Genomic DNA, 19,521 nt, shown 5'->3' on the forward strand with positions numbered 1-19,521 from the left:
TCCTGGTGTCTGTGCTGAGCTAGGCGGGATCGGGTGCGTGAGCAAAGCGTGCGGCTTCCCGGGCGATGACCAGTTCTTCGTTAGTGGGAATAACCAGTACCGGGAAGCGGGAGTTCTTTTCGTCTACACGGCCATCAGCCTGGCGGCCATGGTTTTTATTGGCTTCGTGATCAATGCTGAAACCCAATATAGTCAGGTTCTCCAGTGTCATTTGCCGTATCCGGGGGCTGTTTTCACCGATACCTCCGGTAAAGACCAGAGCGTCGAGCCGGCTCAGGGAGGTCATCATGCCCCCGATATACTTTGCCAGCCGGAAGCAGAAGATATCAATTGCCAGATTCGAGGCCTCGTGGCCATTGTCGGCCAGGTCGCAGAGTGTGCGCATGTCATTCGTCTGACCTGAAATTCCCAAAAGCCCGCTTTCCGAGTTCAGAGCTTTATTAACCCTTTTTGCAGACAAGCCTTTGGTTGCCAGATAATCGAACAAGCCAGGATCAACATCGCCACTTCGGGTTCCCATCACCAACCCTTCCAGCGGGGTAAGCCCCATACTGGTATCCACACTGATGCCATTGCGGATCGCCGTAATACTGCAGCCATTTCCCAGGTGACAGGAGATGATGGACGTATTCGACTGAGGCTGCCCAAGCCGTCGTGCAGCTTCCTGAGCCATATATTTATGGCTGGTACCATGGAATCCATATCGCCTCACGCCCCAATCGCGATACCAGTACTCAGGTACGGCATAGTGGAACGCCTTTCGTGGCAGTGTCTGGTGGAAGGCTGTATCGAAAACGGCTACCTGAGGTACGCGCGGAAACATTGCTCTTGTTGCGTCAATACCTGTCAGGTTGACCGGGTTGTGCAGGGGCGCAAGACCGGAACAGGCATCAATGGCTTCCCGAACAGCGTCGTCAATGAGGGCCGAGTGACGAAAGGTCTCGCCGCCGTGGACGACTCGGTGGCCAATTGCTGATGGAGCAGAAGGCATCAGCCCGAGAGCTCGAAACTCGTCGATCAGGGCTTCCAGGGCTTGCGTGTGGCTGGCTTCCGAAGGCAAGGCGACCGGACTGTCTTTGCCGCTGATGGTGGCCCGAACGTTACAGCTGTTCAGGCGTTCGGCAAGGGCCGAGGTGATTAAGCGATCCTGGGCATCGAACAGTGCGAGCTTGAGTGATGAACTGCCGCAATTAACGACAAGTCTGGTGTCATCCATGGGAACCGTTATCCTGCTGCTTCAGGCCTGAACGACTCGCTGATTGGTCCTTAACCAGCTTTCAAATTCATCTGCCGGAAGTGGTCTGCTGTAGAAATATCCCTGGGACAGATCGCAGCCTTCCTGTTTAAGGAAATGGGTTTGCGCCTCTTCTTCGACGCCCTCTGCGATAACCTTTAATCCCAGGCTGTGGGCCATATTGATGATGGCTCTTACCAGCGAGGCATCATCGGATTCCTTCATGACATCCTGAACAAAGGATTTGTCTATTTTAAGGGTATCGAAAGGATAGCTCTTGAGATAACTCAATGCTGAGTAACCTGTACCAAAATCATCGACCGACAGCTGGATACCAGCGCTATCGAGTTGTCTGAGGATTTCTGCGGTTTCGATCGAATTATCCAGGATCAGGCGCTCAGTAATTTCCAGTTCCAGCTGATTATGCGGTAACCCGGAGTTCTTCAGGGCGTGCATGACCGTGCCGGTAAATCCGGGGTCACGGAACTGGCGGGGTGATACATTTACCGCAACGCCGATATCCAGGCCGGTGGCTTCCCGCCAACTGTAGGCGGCACGGCAGGCTTCCTCGAGAACCCATTCACCAATGGGGATAATCAGGCCGGTTTCTTCCGCTAATGGAATGAATCGGTCAGGCATGACCATGCCCATTGCCGGATTATTCCACCGGAGCAGGGCTTCTACAGAGGCTAGTCGGCCTGAATCGGTATGAACAATCGGCTGAAAATAAAGCTCGAATTCATTGAGTTCGAGGGCCCGTCGCATCCGGGATTCCATTTGCAGGCGCTCGTGGGATACCTCGGTCATCTCCGGAGCAAAATGGGCGTAGGCACTTTTGCCCTTGTGCTTGGCCTGATACATGGCAGCGTCGGCGTGTTGTAGCAGGGTGCCGCTGTTGTCGGAGTCGGACGGGAAGATTGCAATGCCGATACTGGTGGTGACAAACACTTCCTGGCCGTTAAGGATGTAGGGCGCTGAGAACGTCTGAAGAATACGTTCCGCAACCTGCGAAGACGAATCCGGACCGGTCAGGCCGGGCAGGATCACCAGAAACTCGTCGCCACCGAGCCTGGCGACGGTGCTGGTTCCCCGAAGACAACTCGATATACGTCGGGCTGCTTCAATCAACAGGGTATCACCCGCATCATGCCCGAGTGTGTCATTGATATGCTTGAAATTATCCAGGTCAAGAAACATTACGCCGACCTGGGAGTTCTCCCGGCGGGCCTGGGCGAGGGCGAGCTTCAGGCGATCGAGAGCCAGCATCCGGTTTGGCAGCCCGGTGAGAATGTCGTAATTGGCCTGCCTGAGTAACTGTTGCTCATAGCGTTTCCGGATGCTGATGTCTTCCCCGAGAATCAGGTAGCCTGTGACTTCCCCATTGCCATCTTTGATAGGGGTGACAATCAGCTGTTCCCAGAACCTCTCACCACTTTTCCGGATACTGTTTACCTCCCCCTGCCAGACACCTACTCGCTGGACCTGGAGGCGGATCGACTGCCAGAGGTGCCTGCTCTCACGATTCTCTAGGTTGTTGTCAGCCAAGGAGCCCGGATGCTTGCCGACAATGGCGTGGGCGTCATAGCCAGTCAGCTGGGTAAACTTCTGGTTGGCGAATTCGATGTGCCACTGACGGTCACAGATCAGCACGGAGGAGGGGCTTTGTTCAATCGCTTTGGAGAACTTGCGGATTTCAGCTGCATCCCTTTCCTGGCGGCCAATGTCTTCATTGAGTCGCTCCCGCATCTGATTAATCGCGGAAATAACTTTGCCCAATTCATCCGTACGGTTTGTGTGTGTGTCGGGGCGATCAAGTATCAGTGGCCTGGACAGGTTCTTGAGTGAGAAATCCCGGGCATAGTTCGCCATCGTAGTCAGGTGGCGGGCTACAAAATGCTGAAAAATCCAGATGATCAGTATGGAAACGAGCAAGGTCTTGAGGAACTGGGTTGTCAGAATGATGGCAACCTTCCGTTCCATTTCCTTGTATACCCTGTCCAGATCAGCGGTAATGGTCAGTTCACCCAGTTTGAAGTCTTCATCACCCTGATGAACCAGTTCAAAGCTGTGGCTGGTGGTTTCGGAATCCCGGGGAATTTCACCCATAACAAGCTCAGAATCGGGCTCGATTCGCAATCTCAGGTGAACAATATCGGGAAGGCTGAGGATGCCTTCCATCTGGGTCTGAAGGAGCTTCTGATCAAGCGCCCACAGGCTCCTGGCGAGGCTCGATGAGTAGCCGGATTCGACCACTTCCATTCGCCTGTCTATCTGCGAGATGTCCTTGCGGTAGTCGGAGTATATCTGAACAGCCGACGTTATCAGCGTAAACAGGGAGATGAATAGCAGTATCCAGGCCAGCAATCTGAACGAAAGCGGTGAGCCTTTACGAAAACGTTGTATGCGTGTCGACAATTTCGGCATGTCGTAAAGCTTCGCCACCTGATGCTGTTTTGAAAAGCGGATAAGACATCACTTTTCGACTATAGCAGTAGTTTCTGGCGAATGCTGTGCAAATGCAGGAAAACGCGAGGGAAATTTGTTGGTATTAAGTAGTTGTATGTATCTGGCGGCTGTCTGGTTGCTTGACGTAGATCAATACTCACAGGCGGGTAGCGGCGTAACCTGAATTCATTGAATTAGTTAAGGCTGGAGGGCTTTAAAATGTATATGGATGCGGTCGTTATCGCTGGTATTGTGACAGTTTTGCTTATCTTGGGCTTTTTTGTGGGTGTTGGTGTCTTTGTAATGAAAGACCAAAAGGCGCATGGCCCTGGAAGCACAAAAAAAGGAAAGCACACTGGTAAAACTGTCTGAAGGGAAGGAGCGTAACGCTCCTTTCTCAGTTGAAAAAGATTGGCGTCCCCTAGGGGGTTCGAACCCCTGTTGCCGCCGTGAAAGGGCGGAGTCCTAGGCCACTAGACGAAGGGGACGCAACGTTCTTTTCAACCTTGCCTCGTCGAGGTGGCGCGTATATTAAGTAAGGCTCCCTGATGTGTCAACGACTTTTTTCAAAAAAGTTCAGATTTCTTTCTACCGCTCCTTATCGCTTCGTTCACGCCTTATCGTTTCTATTTACGTTTTACGTTCTCCCGGATGACAGCACATCCGCTAGCGCTGGTTCCAGATCGGCATGACTGAAACTGAATCCGGATGACTGAAGTTTCTGTGGAATGGCCCGCTGGCCGGTAAGCAGTAACCGGGACATCTCACCGAGTACGAGGCTGAGCAATGCTGCCGGCGCGGGAAAAGGTGTCGGTCGATTCAGTACGTGGCCCAGGCTGCGGGTGAAATCAGCGTTGGTTGATGGGTTCGGGCTGACGACGTTGAAGGGGCCGCTGGCCTCCCCGTTTTCCATCAGGAACAACAGCGCGTTCACCACATCGTTTCTGTGGATCCATGGCATGAATTGCGTCCCGTTTCCCAGTCGGCCGCCAAGCCCCAGCCGGAAAGGTGGAATCATGCGCTTGAGAAATCCACCATCTGGCCCGACAACAATACCGGTTCGGGACAGGCAGACACGCACGCCGTAGGTCTCCGCAGCCAGTGCTTCGGCTTCCCAATCCTGACACAATCGGTGAGTGAACTCTTCGTTGGGAGCAGTTTGTTCCGTAACGATCTGACTACCCTGATCGCCATAAAACCCGACCGCTGAGCCGGAGACGAGGACGGCTGGCTTTTTATGCCAACTGCCCATACTCTCGATCAGGGTTCTGGTAAGGTCAATTCTGCTGGAGCGGAGAACCTGTTTTCGCTTCTGGCTCCAGCGTTTGTCGGCGATGCCTTCCCCGGCGAGGTTGATGACAGCGTCGAAGCCGTTGTGCCGCTGTAGTTCATCAACGGACCTTACGGTAGCCACGTTTCCACAGATTGCTTTCACCCGTTCGGGAGTCTGCCGGCTCAGGATCGTCAGGTCATGACCGCGGGCCAGGAGTTGCTGGCACAGTAGTCGGCCGATAAAGCCTGTGCCTCCAGTGACGAGTACGGACGTATTCATACCATACCTCCCATGGGCATCAGTTTGTCGGGTTGTGATCAGCTAGAAACCTGTTGCTGTACCAGATCGCGGATCGCGAAGCCCAGCAAGGGGTTGTCACCAACCGGTGCACCGAGGTCAATGGTGACACCTAATGATTGCTCAAGTTCCCTGATCATTGCCGGGACGTCCTTACGCAGGTGCCGGCCAGCGGCAAGGAAAAGCGGGATTATGGAGAACTCGGTAACGCCTTCCTTTGCAGCGTCGGAAATGACCGACTGCAGAGAAGGTGAGGCCAGCTCCATGTAAGCAATGAGTGAGTCAGGTACTGCGTCCAGTGTTGGTTGGGCCAGCCCTTCAAAGGTTTCACACCAGCGCTTGTCACTGCTTCCGTGTGCCAACAGAATAATGCGGCGGCTCATAAAGGCTCCTGATTCATCGTTTTGATCTACATAACATAACAAGGTACGAAGGAATGTTCGATTGGAAAGAGATTCTGGATTTCTGGTTCGGTGAAATTGATTCCGATGGCTTACCTGACGGGTTTCATCGTAATCGTTGGTTCCGTTCCGACCGAAAGTTTGATCAGGAAATACGCCGGCGGTTTTTGTCGATGGTGTTGTTCGCCTCTGAAGATGGATTGGAGCATTGGCGCACCGAGCCTGGCGGTTGTCTCGCAGAGATCATTCTCCTCGACCAGTTCTCCCGAAATATTTATCGTGGTGGCGCGCTGGCTTTCGAGCAGGATCGTCAGGCACGGAAATTGTGCCGAAGGGCGATGGAGAAGGGGATGGATGTGTCGTTGCCGCCGGTTCAGCGTGCGTTTCTCTATATGCCGCTACAACATTCCGAAAGAAAGGAGGATCAGGAGCTGTCAGTGGAGTGCTATGAACAATTGTCTGCCTCGACCACCGGGATACTGGGTGAATTTTTGGGAAGTTTTGTGCAGTCGGCTCGGGACCACAGGGACATCATCCTGCGTTTTGGGCGTTTCCCGCATCGGAACAAGGTGCTGAAGCGCGTTTCCTCCGCCGAAGAGCAGGACTATCTCACCCAGGGCAAGCGATTTGGTCAGTAGTCCGTGCAAAAATAGAGGTGAACTCGGGCCGCTTGGCTGATTTTTTAACCCGATTGAGGGATTTCTGATCAGATTTTTGGTCTTAAAATCAAATTGAAAAAAAGTTTTGGAAAAATGTTGACGGACGGCGCTCGATCCGTAGAATACGCCTCCGTTGTCGACATCAACTCGATAGCACTGCGGGAATAGCTCAGTTGGTAGAGCACAACCTTGCCAAGGTTGGGGTCGCGAGTTCGAATCTCGTTTCCCGCTCCAGATTTCAAAAAACCCGGTCTCGGAAGAGACTGGGTTTTTTCGTTTCTGGCCGCCCGGAAAGTCGGTAACCGTCTGGCTCGTCAGGTATAATCAACCGCTTGTTCGTTAACCACAGGATGTCGGGAGGTAAAGGGCTATGAACGTTCAGTCACTTTGGGTTTATCCGGTCAAATCATTGGCGGGTATTGAAGTGCAGAGTTTTGATCTGGACGACTTCGGTCCGGTTGGTGATCGCCGGTGGATGATCATTGACGAAGAAAGGTCTTTCATCACCCAGAGGAAATACCCTCAATTGGCAAGAATCGCTACGTCATTAAGCGGTGGCGTGGTAACCGTCGACATTCCTGGAGAGGGTCGCTTCGAGCTACGTCCGACTGCCGAGGCTCTCCGGGCGCTTGTGTGGCGGGATTGGGCTGAGGCCTTGGTCGGAGAGACTGAGGCCAACGAGGCGCTAAGCCGGTTTTGCGGGCAAAAATTCCGTTTTGTGTACATGCCTGATGAATCCTTCAGACAGGTGGATGTTGCCCGGGTTTCTGACCGTCGTCGGGTGAGCTTTGCTGACGGATTTCCATTTCTGATTACGAATACTGCTTCCTTGGGTGATCTTAATGAACGCCTTGAGGTGCCGGTGGAAATGCGGCGTTTCAGGCCGAACATTGTGGTTGATGGCGATACTGCCTGGGATGAAGACAGCTGGCGTCAGTTACTTGTTGGAGAAACGGTGTTCAGTCTGGTGAAGCCATGTTCCCGGTGTGTTCTGACCACGGTGGATCCTGATTCCGGGATTAAGGACCCGGAGGTCCAGCCACTAAAGACGCTCTCTGGTTTCCGGCGCACCGAAGACGGCGTTATTTTCGGCATGAACGCCATACACGAATCGCAAGGCCAGATCCGGGTAGGCGACACCGTTACCATTTCCGAGAAGGAGTAAATTCCAAGGTGCCACTGTTAACACTGGATTCCCTATCTCTCGCATTCGGCATGCACCCGTTGCTGGACCATGCGTCGCTTGTTATCGAAGCCGGGGAGAGGGTTTGTCTGCTGGGTCGTAACGGCGAGGGTAAGTCGACGTTACTGAAGATTGTTGCTGGTGATGTGGAGCCGGATAGCGGTGTCGTTCGTCTGGAGGATGGCTCGGTTCTTTCCGTGTTGCCCCAGAATCTGCCGTCTGACGACCAGCGTAGCGCCTATGATGTGGTCGCCGGAGCGTTTCCTGAAACCGGCGAATTGTTGGCCGAATTTCATCGGCTCTCCCAGCAGGCGGATGAGGCAAGCCTGGAGCGTTTGATGAAGGTCCAGGAGAGGTTGGAGGCGCTGGATGGCTGGCGGCTGGATCAGAAAGTAAATGCCGTTCTCGGCCAGTATGGCATTGAGCCTGATCGGACGCTGAATACGCTGTCAGGTGGTTGGCAGCGCCGTGTTCTGCTGGCCCGTGCGCTTGTGGCGGACCCGGATATCCTTTTGCTGGACGAGCCGACAAACCACCTCGATGTTCCGGCAATTGCCTGGCTCGAAGAGGCGTTGGGGCAGTTCCGTGGTGCCATGTTGTTCGTCAGCCATGACCGTGCGTTCATCAGACGTATGGCGACCCGCATTGTTGAGCTGGACCGTGGCCAGCTTATCAGTTTCGCCGCAACCTACGATCGGTATCTCGATCTCAAGGAAAAGGCTCTTGAGGAAGAGGAAAGGCAGAATGCCTTGTTCGATAAGCGACTCAAGCAGGAAGAAGCCTGGATAAGGCAGGGTATAAAGGCCCGGAGAACCAGAAATATGGGGCGGGTACGCGCTCTCAAAGCTATGAGAGAAGAACATCGCCAGCGCCGGGTGAGGTCTGGAACAGCCAGCTTTGCGGTAGAAGATGCAGCGCGTTCCGGAAAGCTTGTCGTAGAAGCGGTTAATGCTGGTTTTTCCTGGGGTGATGACGCGAATGTCGTTAGTGGAATGGATCTGACCGTCCTGCGTGGGGACAAGATTGGACTGGTTGGAGAGAACGGTACCGGGAAAACGACACTGGTACGCCTTCTGCTGGGAGATCTGGCGCCGACCGAAGGCTCCATCCGTCTGGGTACCAATCTCGAAGTCGCCTATTTTGATCAGCTCAGGGGGGAGTTGGACCTCAGTCGCAATGCGTTGGATAACCTGTCAGAAGGTCGTGAATTTATCGAGATAAATGGCCAGAAGAAGCATGTGTTGGGGTATTTACAGGACTTCCTGTTCACTCCTGAAAGAGCAAGGTCACCGGTCAGCGTGTTCTCCGGTGGAGAGAGGGCGCGTCTGCTGCTGGCAAAGCTATTCAGTAAGCCCGCCAATATACTGGTACTCGATGAGCCGACTAACGATCTTGATGTCGAGACTCTTGAGTTGCTGGAAGAGCAGTTAGCGGAATTCAAGGGCACCGTTATAGTGATCAGTCACGACCGGGAATTTCTCGATAATGTGGTAACTGAAACACTCTTTCTCGACGGATCTGGTAAGGTTCGTGAATATGTTGGTGGGTACTCTGACTGGCGCCGTCAGGGCGGTTGCTTCCCTTCGGAGCGTTCCCCTGATCGTTCGGATAGGCAAAGCCGGGATCAAGGAAAGTCTGCCGGTTCAGCGAAGCCGTCTGAGGTTAAAGAATCCGCAAAAGCTGTGGACGAGTCCGCAAAAAGAAAACCCGCAAAGTTGAGTTATAAGCTTAAACTTGAGTTAGAGAAGTTGCCTGGACAAATCGAGGCACTGGAACGGGAAATCGCCCAGCTGCACGAAGCGATTGCCGGTGCTGATTTTTATTCAGGCCCGCCGAATGAAGTATCGGCCACACTGGAATCCCTGGCGGAGAAGGAGTCTACGCTGGAGCAGGTGATCGAACGATGGATGGAGCTGGAAGAACAGGCCAACGGATGAACGTAAATTACGATTTCAGGTTTGATGACGGCAGGACGGTAGAGTTTCGGGTAACGGATTGCCCCGGTGAACCTGAGTCCCCCTTGCCATCCTGGACGAAACTGGCTCACTGCCAATGCTCCAGTTGTCCTTTGAAGGCGTCGGGCACATCCCATTGTCCGGCTGCCATTGAGATCCTCCCGGTTGTTGAAGCCTTCAGGTCAGACGATGCCTATCAGAAGGTCGACGTGAAGGTTACGGATGATCGCAGGAGCTACACCAAGCGAACCTCACTGGAAGAAGCTCTGCGGTCTTTGTTGGGGCTCAAGATGGCCAACAGTGGATGTCCTGTACTGAGCGAGCTGAGGTCGATGGCGGTACATCATCTGCCGTTTGCCAGTTCTGACGAGTTCATCATGCGTAGCGTCAGCGATTATCTTCTTCAACAATACTTTGCGATGCGCAACCACAAAGAGCCGGACTGGGATCTTAAAGGTCTGGTCGAGCGTAACCAGCGTTTGCAACTTGTCAATCAGGCGCTGTGGCAACGCATTCACTCAGTGTGTGAGGGCGACAGTAACCTGAAAGCGCTGCTTAACTTCTTTTCTATGGCCTCAAGTGTAAGTTTTTCGCTGGAAAGTCAGCTCAGGAAGCTTGAAACCAAAATGACAGGGGAAGAGATTTGTTAGGCTTGGTGCTGAACGTCGGTTCCGGCCGGTAGGTGGCCGGGATGCCCGGAGGCGGAGCTTCCGGGCACATCTGAATCCCGGATCAGTTAATCCGAACGGCAAGTACGTCGCACTCGGTGCCGTGCAGCACGCCATTGGCAGTTGAGCCCAAAAGCAGTTGGAAGCCTTTTCGGCCATGACTGCCGACAATAACCAGATCCACGCTTTCTTCTTTCGCTATCCGGTGAATTTCTGATTCCGGGCGTCCCACCGCTACCACTTGCCGGGCTTTGTCTACGCCATACTGGTTGCCGTAGCTTTCCATCTGTTCGTGGGCGGCTTTGTCCAGTTGATCCTGAAGTTCGGTCAGATCCATGGGGATATCGCCGCCGTAGGCATAGCCAACGGGCTCTACCACGTGAACCAGTAACAGTTCTGCATTGTGCGCTTCGCTCATAGCTTTCGCTTTGTCCAGGACCTGAGGGGCTTCCTCGGTCAGATCAATGGCGACAAGCATTTTCTTGAAAGCAGACATGGTCTTACTCCTTTCCTTTTGAATTCAGTCTGGATACAAGAATAGTACTCCAAAACGGTTCTCAAAAGTGTAGTGGGAAACTGACGGGTATCAATTAAATGAGTAAGAAAAAGTGAGGGTTGGCGGGCAATTACGCCCGCCGGGTGTCGAATCAGGCTGTGCCATCCAGCAGATCGATGGTATTGGCCAGGCCCTTCAGTATGCCCTTTGAGTAGCGGTCGATAACGAAGCTGACGTTGTTTTCGTTGTAGTTGATATAGGAGTTGCGGATAAACAGCCACTTCGAGGCAACGTCTTCAATGGCCGCCTTCAATGCCTTGTCAGAGCTGTTTCCTTTCTTCACTGTCGAGAGCAGGGCGTCGAACTCCCGGGCTTGCACATCCAGAGGCGTTTCTGAAGCGGAACCCTGGAATGTCTGGGAGACCGAAGAATTGGTTCGGGCAGAGTATTTGGCCATCATCTGGGCCATTTTAACGGCTGCAGAGCGGGCGGCTTCAACCCTTGGGCTGGTGGCTGTTTCGTTACTCTCACGGGCAGTTTCATAGAGTTCAGTGGCCATGTTGTTCATCTCCAGGGCCTGATTGGCCATGTCCGAGACAAGCCGGAGGTCCGGGTAGCCGGTTTTGCGGACATCATTGATATTGTCACGCATCAGGTTCTTGAACTTGTCGAACTCCTGACTGAGGGTTCCTACCTGCTCACCCGTGAGTACGCCGGTGGAGTCGCCGCCCAGGCGGTCCATTGCATCGTTTGCGGCATTAATGCCCGCCACAATTTCATTCAGGGTGTTGGTGTCGCCGTTGGCGCTGAATTTGTAGTAGGCATCAAGAGCCATGTAGTTGCTTATGCGAAAAGTATGCAGGTCGGAAAGGAAGCTGTCGGATGTTTCTGCAGCGCGAGCGCCGAGTGATGTAAATGCCAAGAGAATCAGTGCTATGACCAGCGATTGGACCCGCAGGCGAGTGTCTTTCATCGGAAGCTTCTCCGTAGTGCGTTTTATTGTTGTAGACTAAAACCGGCTATGGTTGTGGACCAAAGTCGTAGATCGAAGTTAAAGTAACTGAGTCGGCCAATCAAGCGGTTTTGCCGGCGTTCCGGGCGGTAACTGTAAATAACTTTTAAATTTACGTGATGAAGTTCCGGTTTTGCCGGTGGTGTGTTGCCTGCGCCACTGAACTACAACAATTCCTGTAGTCCTTTCTTCCGACGCCTCCGGTACAGCGGAGACTTTTGCGTCCTTTCGACAAGAAAGAAATTGACAAACGCCCGTTTTTTTTTCATCGTGTGCCCTCACGATTCAAACGACTGTATGAATTTTGAATCGATTGATCGGGCAGTGACCGAAATCTCGCTGCACAAACAGCCGGTATCAGGGTGTCTGGAGATGCCTTTTTGCCAGCTGAAAGCAGTTCCAAACACAGACTGGAGATCAGTTGATGATTTACGAAGGTAAAGCCATCACGGTTAAAGAGATCGAAGGCGGGATCGCTCAGTTGAACTTCGACTTGCAGGGCGAGTCAGTGAACAAGTTCAACCGTCTCACTATTGAAGAGCTGGGTGCCGCTACCGACGCTATCAAAGCGCAGAAGAATCTGAAGGGGCTGGTTGTAACCAGTTCTAAAGACAGCTTCATTGTTGGCGCGGATATCACAGAATTTACTGAGCTGTTTGCTGGCTCAGAAGAAGATCTGGTTGCCAACAACCTGAAAGCTAACGAAGTATTTAACGCCGTTGAGGATTTGCCGTTCCCGACCGTAACCGCCATCAACGGTATCGCGTTGGGTGGTGGTTTCGAAATGTGCCTCGCGACTGATTACCGTGTTATGGCTCCGAAGGCGAAAGTAGGCCTTCCCGAGGTCAAGCTTGGTATCTTCCCGGGCTTCGGTGGTACGGTCCGTCTGTCACGTCTGGTTGGTGTTGACAATGCTGTTGAGTGGATTTGTGGTGGCACCGAAAATCGTGCTGATGCCGCACTCAAGGTTGGCGCTGTTGATGCTGTAGTCGAAGCTGACAAGCTGGTTGACGCTGCTGTTGCCATTATTAACCAGTGCAACGAAGGCAAGCTCGACAATCAGGCCCGTCGCGAAGAAAAGAAAGGCAAGATCAAGCTGAACGCTATGGAAAGCATGATGGCGTTCGAGATCTCCAAAGCCTTCGTCGGTGGCAAAGCTGGCAAGAACTATCCTGCGCCGGTTGAAGCCATCAAGACCATGCAGAAGCATGCCAGCATGACCCGTGACAAGGCGATTGAGGTTGAAGCCAAAGGCTTCGCCAAAATGGCCAAGACCAACGTTGCCGCGTGTCTTGTCGGTCTGTTCCTGAACGACCAGGCGCTGAAGAAAAAAGCCAGCGCATGGGAGAAAGAAGCTTCTGACGTCAAACTGGCTGCCGTACTTGGTGCCGGTATCATGGGTGGCGGTGTGGCCTACCAGTCCGCACTGAAAGGCACGCCTATCATCATGAAGGATATTGCGCCGGAAGGTATCGCGCTGGGTCTGAAGGAGGCCAAAGGCCTGCTGACCAAGCGCGTAGGCCGCGGCAAGATGAAGCCTGACCAGATGGCGGATGTTCTTAACAGCATTACTCCGGCCCTGAATTACGGTGATTTCAAGAACGTAGACCTGGTTGTTGAAGCGGTTGTTGAAAACCCGAAGGTCAAGGACATTGTTCTGTGCGAAACTGAAGATCAGGTTCGTGAAGACGCTATCCTGACGTCCAACACCTCCACAATTTCCATCAACCTTCTGGCCAAGAACCTGAAGCGCCCGGAAAACTTCTGTGGTATGCACTTCTTCAACCCGGTACACATGATGCCGCTGGTTGAGGTTATCCGCGGTGAAAAGACCAGTGATCGCGCGATCGCGACTACAGTTGCGTACGCCAAGGCCATGGGCAAAACCCCGATCGTCGTAAACGACTGCCCGGGCTTCCTGGTTAACCGTGTCCTGTTCCCGTACTTCGGCGGCTTTGCCGGCCTGGTCCGCGATGGTGCCGACTTCCAGAAAGTTGACAAGGTCATGGAGAAGTTCGGCTGGCCAATGGGTCCTGCTTACCTCCTCGACGTTGTGGGCATGGATACTGCCAAGCACGCCAACGAAGTTATGGCTGAAGGCTTCCCCGATCGGATGAAGGACGAGAACAAGTCCGCCATTGACGTCATGTTCGAAAATAACCGCTACGGTCAGAAGAACGACATCGGTTTCTACAAGTACGAACTGGATCGCAAGGGTAAGAAGAAAAAGGTTGCAGACGAAGAGACCTACAAGCTGATCGAGCCTGTTGTTAATGGTCAGAAGGACTTCGACGAAGAAGAAATCATCGCTCGCATGATGATTCCTCTGTGCCTGGAAACTGTTCGTTGCCTGGAAGACGGCATTGTTGAAGCTGCAGCAGACGCTGATATGGGTCTGATCTACGGCATCGGCTTCCCTCCGTTCCGTGGTGGCGCCCTGCGTTACATCGATGACATGGGTGTCGACAAGTTCGTCGAACTGGCAGACAAGTATGCAGACCTCGGTCCTCTGTACCATCCGACCGAGAAGCTGCGTGAAATGGCCAAGACTGGCAAGAAGTTCTTTGGCTAACCCTGAACGAGATTTCCGAACGGAGAAAGATCTATGAGCCTGAATCCGAGAGACGTTGTCGTCGTCGATTGCGTGCGGACTCCGATGGGTCGTGCCAAAAACGGTTGTTTCCGCAATGTACGTGCGGAGACTCTGTCGGCTGTCCTGATCGACGCACTGTTCGAGCGTAATCCCAAGCTCGACCCGAAAGAAGTAGAAGACGTGATTTGGGGCTGTGTAAACCAGACCAAAGAACAGGGCTTCAACGTTGCACGTCAGATTTCACTGCTGACCAAGATTCCTCACGAATCTGCAGCGCAGACTGTGAACCGTCTGTGTGGTTCCGCTATGACTGCTATCCACACCGCGGCCCAGGCCATCATGACCGGTAACGGTGATGTGTTTGTGGTTGGTGGTGTTGAGCACATGGGCCACGTGCCCATGACCGAAGGCTTTGACCACAACCCGGCTGCTTCCAAGTATTCTGCCAAGGCGTCCAACATGATGGGCCTGACTGCAGAAATGCTGGCCAAGATGCACGGTATCACCCGTGAGCAGCAGGACGCGTTCGGTGCACGTTCTCATCGCCTGGCCCACGAAGCGACCCTGGAAGGTCGTTTCAAGAACGAAATCGTGCCTGTTGAAGGTCACGACGAGAATGGCTTCAAGGTGCTGATCGAAAACGACGAAACCATTCGTCCCGAGACCACTGCTGAGTCCCTGGGCCAGCTGCGTCCGGCGTTCGATCCGAAGAACGGTACCGTGACTGCCGGTACTTCTTCACAGCTCACCGACGGCGCTGCAGCCATGCTGCTGATGTCCGCAGAGCGTGCAGAAGCCCTCGGCCTCAAGCCGCGCGCCCGTATCGTGAGCATGGCGGTTGCCGGTTGCGATCCCGCAATCATGGGTTACGGCCCGGTTCCGGCCACCAAGAAGGCACTGAAGCGTGCTGGTCTGAAGGTTGAAGACATCGACTTCTGGGAGCTGAACGAGGCGTTTGCCGGTCAGTCCCTGCCGGTGATCAAGGACCTCAAGCTGACCGCTGTTGCGGACGAGAAGGTTAACCTGAACGGCGGTGCGATTGCCCTGGGCCATCCGCTCGGCTGCTCCGGTGCCCGTATCTCTACAACCCTGGTTAACGTACTCGAAGCCAAAGGCGGTAAATATGGTGTATCCACCATGTGTATCGGTCTTGGTCAGGGCATTGCGACCGTATGGGAGCGTCTCTGATTTTCCTGGAGGAATAAGAGGCGATGTCCTGAAAGGCCCGGCTTTATGCCGGGCCTTTCTGTTTGTGCCGGGAGGGCCATAACTCCCGGCACCGGGAAAAAAAGCGCGATGGAAACCAAAGAATGGGTTGTCTTGCTATTCTTGACCCTGTAAAACAGTGAGCCTATACAGAATAGCGGCGCTTGTGTGTTTTCTAGCCGACTGATTTTACAGCGAGTTTACGGTTTGCTGAATAATTGACCGATTTATCGCCAAGGATACAGATCTCCGATATGGGTAAAAGTCTCGTAATTGTCGAGTCACCAGCGAAAGCGAAGACCATCAATAAATACCTGGGCTCAGACTTCATCGTTAAGTCGAGTGTGGGGCACATTCGTGATCTTCCCGTGAGTGGAAGTGGATCTCAGAGTGATCCGAAAGAACGTGCCCGCCAGGCTGCGCTAACCCGGAAAATGAGTCCGGAGGAGAAAGCAGCTCACAAGAAACGTAAGGCCCGAGAGCAGCTGGTTGCTCGGATGGGTGTTGATCCCGACAAAAACTGGGACGCCCGTTACGAAATTCTTCCTGGCAAAGAAAAGGTGGTCAGCGAGCTCAAGCGTCTGGCCAAGTCCGCCGATCACATCTATCTCGCAACGGATTTGGACCGCGAGGGAGAGGCGATCGCCTGGCACCTGCAGCAGACTATTGGAGGCGAGCCCGAAAAATATCGTCGGGTGGTGTTCAATGAGATCACCAAGCGGGCGATCCAGGAGGCCTTCAAGGACCCCGGAACACTCGACAACAACCGGGTCAACGCCCAGCAAGCCCGCCGATTCCTTGATCGGGTCGTGGGCTACATGGTTTCGCCTCTGCTGTGGGCGAAACTGGCTCGTGGTCTTTCTGCTGGTAGGGTGCAGTCAGTTGCTGTTCGGCTGATCGTTGAACGTGAACGGGAAATCCGTAAATTTGTGCCAGAGGAATTCTGGCAGTTGCATGCGGACCTGACGCCGGGTCAGGCTGCACAGCAGGTACGATTCGAAGTGACTCGCTATCAGGACAAGAACTACCGTCCTGTCAACGAGACTGAAAGTAACGATCATGTCGCTCGCCTGAAAGCGGGCGCTTTCAAAGTGGCCAAGCGCGAAGACAAGCCTACAAGGTCTCGTCCGTCTGCGCCTTTTATTACCTCAACGCTGCAGCAGGCGGCCAGCAACCGTATGGGCTTCAGCGTCAAGAAAACGATGATGCTGGCTCAGAGACTCTACGAAGCTGGCTTCATTACCTATATGCGTACCGATTCCACGAACCTGAGCCAGGATGCTGTAGCCAGCTGCCGTGAATTCATTGGTAAGCAATTCGGTGATCGGTACCTGCCGGAGAGCCCGCGGGTATACGGCAGCAAGGAAGGCGCTCAGGAGGCTCACGAGGCCATTCGACCGACGGATGTTGCCCGTCGCCCCTCGGATATCAGCGGCCTGGAGAAGGACGCTGAGAAGCTGTACGACCTGATCTGGCGGCAGTTTATCGCTTGCCAGATGTCTGATGCGGAATTCCTCAGCACCTCTATCGTTGTTGCTAACGGTGACTACGAGCTGCGCACCCGTGGCCGTATCATCAAGTTCGACGGTTTCCTCAAGGCGGCGCCACAGTCGTCAAAAAAAGATGAAGATGTGGCACTGCCGGATATTCAGGTTAACGATGTGCTTGACCTGAATAAGCTGGACCCATCGCAACACTTTACCAAGCCGGCTCCGCGCTACACCGAAGCGAGCCTCGTTAAAGAGCTTGAGAAGCAGGGTATTGGGCGCCCGTCCACTTACGCTTCAATCATTTCAACCATTCAGGACCGAGGCTATGTCCGCCTTCAGAACCGTCGTTTCTACGCGGAAAAAATGGGGGAGATCGTAACCGAACGGTTGTCTGAATCCTTCCCAAACCTGATGGACTTCGACTTCACTGCGAAGATGGAAGATGAGCTGGATGAAATCGCTGAGGGTGATGTCGACTGGAAGAACGTACTGAACGACTTTTATGGCCGTTTCCGGCAGCAACTCGAGTCGGCTGAAGGTGCGGGTGAAGGTGGTATGCGGGCAAACACGCCCACCGAGACTGATATTCCCTGTCCGACCTGTAGCAGGAATATGCAGATTCGTGTGGCCAGCACGGGAGTGTTCCTGGGATGTTCCGGATACTCATTGCCGCCGAAGGAGCGTTGCAAGACTACGATTAACCTGGTCTCGGGCGACGAAGTGGTCAGCGCGGACGACGATGTTGAAGGTGAGGGCGAGACCCGCCTGCTGCGCAAAAAACGTCGTTGTCCGAAGTGCGGTACTGCCATGGACAGCTACCTGATCGATGAAACCCGGAAGCTGCATGTGTGTGGTAATAACCCGGATTGTTCTGGTTACGAAATCGAAACAGGAACCTTCCGGATCAAGGGTTACGATGGCCCAACTCTGGAGTGCGACAAGTGCGGCTCGGAAATGCAGCTCAAAACCGGCCGTTTTGGTAAGTACTTCGGTTGCACCAATGCGGAGTGCAAGAATACCCGTAAACTATTGAAGAACGGTGAGCCTGCGCCGCCTAAAATGGACCCTGTGCCTATGCCGGAGCTGCAGTGTCAAAAGGTCGATGATACCTACGTACTGCGAGACGGTGCGTCCGGCCTGTTCCTCGCGGCTAGCAAATTCCCGAAAAACCGGGAGACCCGTCCGCCTCTGGTGAAGGAAATTAAGCCTCATCGGAAGGAAATCGATCCCAAGTACGATTTCCTGATGGACGCACCGGAAGCTGATCCGGAAGGTAATCCTTCGGTCATTCGCTACAGTCGAAAGTCCAAGGAGCAGTACGTCATGTCTGAGAAGGACGGCAAGGCGACTGGTTGGTCTGCCTGGTATGTCAACGGTAAATGGCAGGCCCAGGAAAAAACTAAAAAGTAATTTAAAAAGGGGGCGTAAGCCCCCGTTTTTTTAGGATTTCCTGAACTTTCTTAGCCGTTGAATGAGGGAGGATGTATCCCAGCGGCGCCCCCCCATTTCCTGCACATCTCCATAGAATTGGTCCACCAGGGCGGTTACTGGTAATGAGGCTCTGACCTTGCGCGCCTCTTCAAGGCAGATGCCAAGGTCTTTGCGCATCCAGTCCACCGCGAAGCCATGATTGAACTCACCTGCAATCATAGTCCCGGAGCGATTTTCCATTTGCCAGGATTGGGCAGCACCTTTTGAAATAACGTCCACGACTTTACTGACATCGAGTTCGGCCTGTTCGGCAAAGTGCAACGCCTCGGAGAGCCCCTGGACCAACCCCGCAATGGCAATCTGATTGACCATTTTCGTCTTCTGGCCACTACCAGCCGGCCCCATCAGATTAAGCGCCCGGGCGTAGTGATCCATCACGGGCTGTGCCTTTTCGTAAGCTGTATCCGGGCCACCGCACATGATGGTGAGTTGGCCGTTTTCCGCGCCCTGCTGGCCACCTGATACGGGGGCGTCAATAAACGGTTGATTGCGTTTTGAGGCAGCCTCAGAGAGACGCTCTGCCACACCGGCTGATGCGGTTGTGTGGTCAATCAGGATAGCTCCCTCTGGCGCATTGGTAATGATCCCGCTGTCACCTTCATAGACTTCTATCAAATCTTTGTCAGCGCCCACACAGGTCATGACAAAATCTGCGCCTTGCACGGCGTCTGCGATGGTCTCGCAGGCTGTCCCCGAATACTCCTTTGCCCACTGTTCTGCTTTGGCATGAGTCCGGTTCCATACTTTTACTGTCAGACCGGCGCGGGCAAGGTGTCCGGCCATTGGGTAGCCCATAACACCAAGACCTATGAAGGTGGCGGTTACTGTCATTGTGTTACTCCATGAAAAACGGGTGGCTGTTCGGCGAGCGATGTGTCTGGATGTGATTCGCCTATGACAACTAGCGAGAATAGCGTAGATGAGGGTGTTTTTGGGAGTTATGTGAGTAATTGCAAAGAACGGTAACGCCATGACCTGTTGCGATAGACCAGGAGGACCGGGCTTCCTATACTTTCGGGGTCTGTTGCAGGGAAGCACATTCGTTTAGTTGGCTGGCAAGGTTCTGATTCCTGGCCCCTTTCCTGCAGCATGTCCTGGCGGAGCCTGCAAGAGACAGG

Annotated in this window: 15 protein-coding genes and 2 tRNA genes; 9 read left to right on the forward strand and 8 right to left on the reverse strand. The window is 53.7% G+C overall.

All coding sequences use genetic code 11. From position 1 onward, the window contains the following. Positions 1-19: 19 nt before the first annotated feature. Positions 20-1,216, reverse strand: a complete 1,197-nt coding sequence (locus tag FWJ25_RS10750) for an acetate/propionate family kinase (protein ID WP_149600284.1) — start codon at positions 1,214-1,216, stop codon at positions 20-22. Positions 1,217-1,237: 21 nt separating this feature from the next. Then, positions 1,238-3,658 carry a bifunctional diguanylate cyclase/phosphodiesterase gene (locus tag FWJ25_RS10755; RefSeq protein ID WP_149600413.1) on the reverse strand — a complete coding sequence of 807 codons (2,421 nt, stop codon included), beginning with the start codon at positions 3,656-3,658 and terminating at the stop codon, positions 1,238-1,240. 240 nt (positions 3,659-3,898) lie between these two features. Here FWJ25_RS10755 and ccoM point away from each other — a divergent pair, with 240 nt between their 5' ends. Continuing rightward, positions 3,899-4,051, forward strand: coding sequence for a cytochrome c oxidase subunit CcoM (gene ccoM / locus FWJ25_RS20485; RefSeq protein WP_188093611.1), 153 nt, complete (start codon positions 3,899-3,901; stop codon positions 4,049-4,051). Positions 4,052-4,091: 40 nt separating this feature from the next. Here the strand turns inward: ccoM and FWJ25_RS10760 are convergent. The 3 genes from FWJ25_RS10760 to FWJ25_RS10770 form a co-directional block, all read right to left on the reverse strand. Next, positions 4,092-4,167 (reverse strand) — tRNA-Glu (locus tag FWJ25_RS10760). Between the two features lie 149 nt (positions 4,168-4,316). Then, positions 4,317-5,231 (reverse strand): TIGR01777 family oxidoreductase, encoded by a 915-nt coding sequence (locus FWJ25_RS10765; RefSeq protein ID WP_149600285.1) that lies wholly within the window; start codon positions 5,229-5,231, stop codon positions 4,317-4,319. Positions 5,232-5,269: 38 nt separating this feature from the next. Further along, positions 5,270-5,632: a sirohydrochlorin chelatase gene (locus FWJ25_RS10770; protein WP_149600286.1), complete on the reverse strand. Its 363-nt coding sequence runs from the start codon at positions 5,630-5,632 to the stop codon at positions 5,270-5,272. A 53-nt stretch (positions 5,633-5,685) separates the two neighbouring features. On the opposite strand from FWJ25_RS10770, the gene FWJ25_RS10775 reads away from it, so the two are divergent. The 5 genes from FWJ25_RS10775 (at position 5,686) to FWJ25_RS10795 (ending at position 10,097) form a co-directional block, all read left to right on the forward strand. Beyond that, a complete protein-coding gene (locus FWJ25_RS10775; RefSeq protein ID WP_149600287.1) occupies positions 5,686-6,288 on the forward strand; it encodes a DUF924 family protein in 603 nt (200 codons plus the stop codon). Between the two features lie 179 nt (positions 6,289-6,467). After that, positions 6,468-6,543, forward strand: a tRNA-Gly gene (locus FWJ25_RS10780). 136 nt (positions 6,544-6,679) lie between these two features. After that, positions 6,680-7,474 (forward strand): MOSC domain-containing protein, encoded by a 795-nt coding sequence (locus FWJ25_RS10785; protein WP_149600288.1) that lies wholly within the window; start codon positions 6,680-6,682, stop codon positions 7,472-7,474. An 8-nt stretch (positions 7,475-7,482) separates the two neighbouring features. Further along, complete coding sequence (locus FWJ25_RS10790; RefSeq protein ID WP_149600289.1) at positions 7,483-9,429, forward strand: ATP-binding cassette domain-containing protein; 1,947 nt, start codon at positions 7,483-7,485, stop codon at positions 9,427-9,429. Beyond that, complete coding sequence (locus tag FWJ25_RS10795; RefSeq protein WP_149600290.1) at positions 9,426-10,097, forward strand: DUF6901 family protein; 672 nt, start codon at positions 9,426-9,428, stop codon at positions 10,095-10,097. The genes FWJ25_RS10790 and FWJ25_RS10795 overlap by 4 nt, the downstream gene beginning before the upstream one ends. An 82-nt stretch (positions 10,098-10,179) precedes the next feature. Here the strand turns inward: FWJ25_RS10795 and FWJ25_RS10800 are convergent, their stop codons facing one another. Both FWJ25_RS10800 and FWJ25_RS10805 read right to left on the reverse strand, forming a co-directional pair. Next, entirely contained in the window at positions 10,180-10,611 is a 432-nt protein-coding gene (locus FWJ25_RS10800) for a universal stress protein (RefSeq protein ID WP_149600291.1), read from the reverse strand. A gap of 151 nt (positions 10,612-10,762) precedes the next feature. Continuing rightward, positions 10,763-11,584: a hypothetical protein gene (locus FWJ25_RS10805; protein WP_149600292.1), complete on the reverse strand. Its 822-nt coding sequence runs from the start codon at positions 11,582-11,584 to the stop codon at positions 10,763-10,765. Positions 11,585-12,047: 463 nt separating this feature from the next. Here FWJ25_RS10805 and fadB point away from each other — a divergent pair, with 463 nt between their 5' ends. The 3 genes from fadB (at position 12,048) to topA (ending at position 18,322) form a co-directional block, all read left to right on the forward strand. Then, a complete protein-coding gene (fadB, locus tag FWJ25_RS10810) occupies positions 12,048-14,195 on the forward strand; it encodes a fatty acid oxidation complex subunit alpha FadB (protein ID WP_149600293.1) in 2,148 nt (715 codons plus the stop codon). A gap of 33 nt (positions 14,196-14,228) precedes the next feature. Further along, positions 14,229-15,404, forward strand: coding sequence for an acetyl-CoA C-acyltransferase FadA (gene fadA, locus FWJ25_RS10815; protein WP_149600294.1), 1,176 nt, complete (start codon positions 14,229-14,231; stop codon positions 15,402-15,404). A gap of 272 nt (positions 15,405-15,676) precedes the next feature. Then, positions 15,677-18,322, forward strand: coding sequence for a type I DNA topoisomerase (gene topA / locus FWJ25_RS10820; RefSeq protein WP_149600295.1), 2,646 nt, complete (start codon positions 15,677-15,679; stop codon positions 18,320-18,322). A gap of 30 nt (positions 18,323-18,352) precedes the next feature. On the opposite strand, the gene FWJ25_RS10825 is transcribed toward topA, so the two are convergent. Further along, positions 18,353-19,234, reverse strand: coding sequence for an NAD(P)-dependent oxidoreductase (locus FWJ25_RS10825; protein ID WP_149600296.1), 882 nt, complete (start codon positions 19,232-19,234; stop codon positions 18,353-18,355). Positions 19,235-19,521: the final 287 nt, after the last annotated feature.

This window comes from Marinobacter salinexigens, assembly GCF_008370345.1.
GTDB classification, from domain to species: Bacteria; Pseudomonadota; Gammaproteobacteria; order Pseudomonadales; family Oleiphilaceae; genus Marinobacter; species Marinobacter salinexigens.

What these genes read in the sequence shown, in the direction of transcription:
- FWJ25_RS10750 (WP_149600284.1), bottom strand. Translation starts at nt 1,216, where the DNA reads ATGGATGACACCAGACTTGTCGTTAATTGCGGCAGTTCATCACTCAAG.
- FWJ25_RS10755 (WP_149600413.1), bottom strand. Translation starts at nt 3,658, where the DNA reads ATGCCGAAATTGTCGACACGCATACAACGTTTTCGTAAAGGCTCACCG.
- ccoM (WP_188093611.1), top strand. Translation starts at nt 3,899, where the DNA reads ATGTATATGGATGCGGTCGTTATCGCTGGTATTGTGACAGTTTTGCTT.
- FWJ25_RS10765 (WP_149600285.1), bottom strand. Translation starts at nt 5,231, where the DNA reads ATGAATACGTCCGTACTCGTCACTGGAGGCACAGGCTTTATCGGCCGA.
- FWJ25_RS10770 (WP_149600286.1), bottom strand. Translation starts at nt 5,632, where the DNA reads ATGAGCCGCCGCATTATTCTGTTGGCACACGGAAGCAGTGACAAGCGC.
- FWJ25_RS10775 (WP_149600287.1), top strand. Translation starts at nt 5,686, where the DNA reads ATGTTCGATTGGAAAGAGATTCTGGATTTCTGGTTCGGTGAAATTGAT.
- FWJ25_RS10785 (WP_149600288.1), top strand. Translation starts at nt 6,680, where the DNA reads ATGAACGTTCAGTCACTTTGGGTTTATCCGGTCAAATCATTGGCGGGT.
- FWJ25_RS10795 (WP_149600290.1), top strand. Translation starts at nt 9,426, where the DNA reads ATGAACGTAAATTACGATTTCAGGTTTGATGACGGCAGGACGGTAGAG.
- FWJ25_RS10800 (WP_149600291.1), bottom strand. Translation starts at nt 10,611, where the DNA reads ATGTCTGCTTTCAAGAAAATGCTTGTCGCCATTGATCTGACCGAGGAA.
- FWJ25_RS10805 (WP_149600292.1), bottom strand. Translation starts at nt 11,584, where the DNA reads ATGAAAGACACTCGCCTGCGGGTCCAATCGCTGGTCATAGCACTGATT.
- fadB (WP_149600293.1), top strand. Translation starts at nt 12,048, where the DNA reads ATGATTTACGAAGGTAAAGCCATCACGGTTAAAGAGATCGAAGGCGGG.
- fadA (WP_149600294.1), top strand. Translation starts at nt 14,229, where the DNA reads ATGAGCCTGAATCCGAGAGACGTTGTCGTCGTCGATTGCGTGCGGACT.
- topA (WP_149600295.1), top strand. Translation starts at nt 15,677, where the DNA reads ATGGGTAAAAGTCTCGTAATTGTCGAGTCACCAGCGAAAGCGAAGACC.
- FWJ25_RS10825 (WP_149600296.1), bottom strand. Translation starts at nt 19,234, where the DNA reads ATGACAGTAACCGCCACCTTCATAGGTCTTGGTGTTATGGGCTACCCA.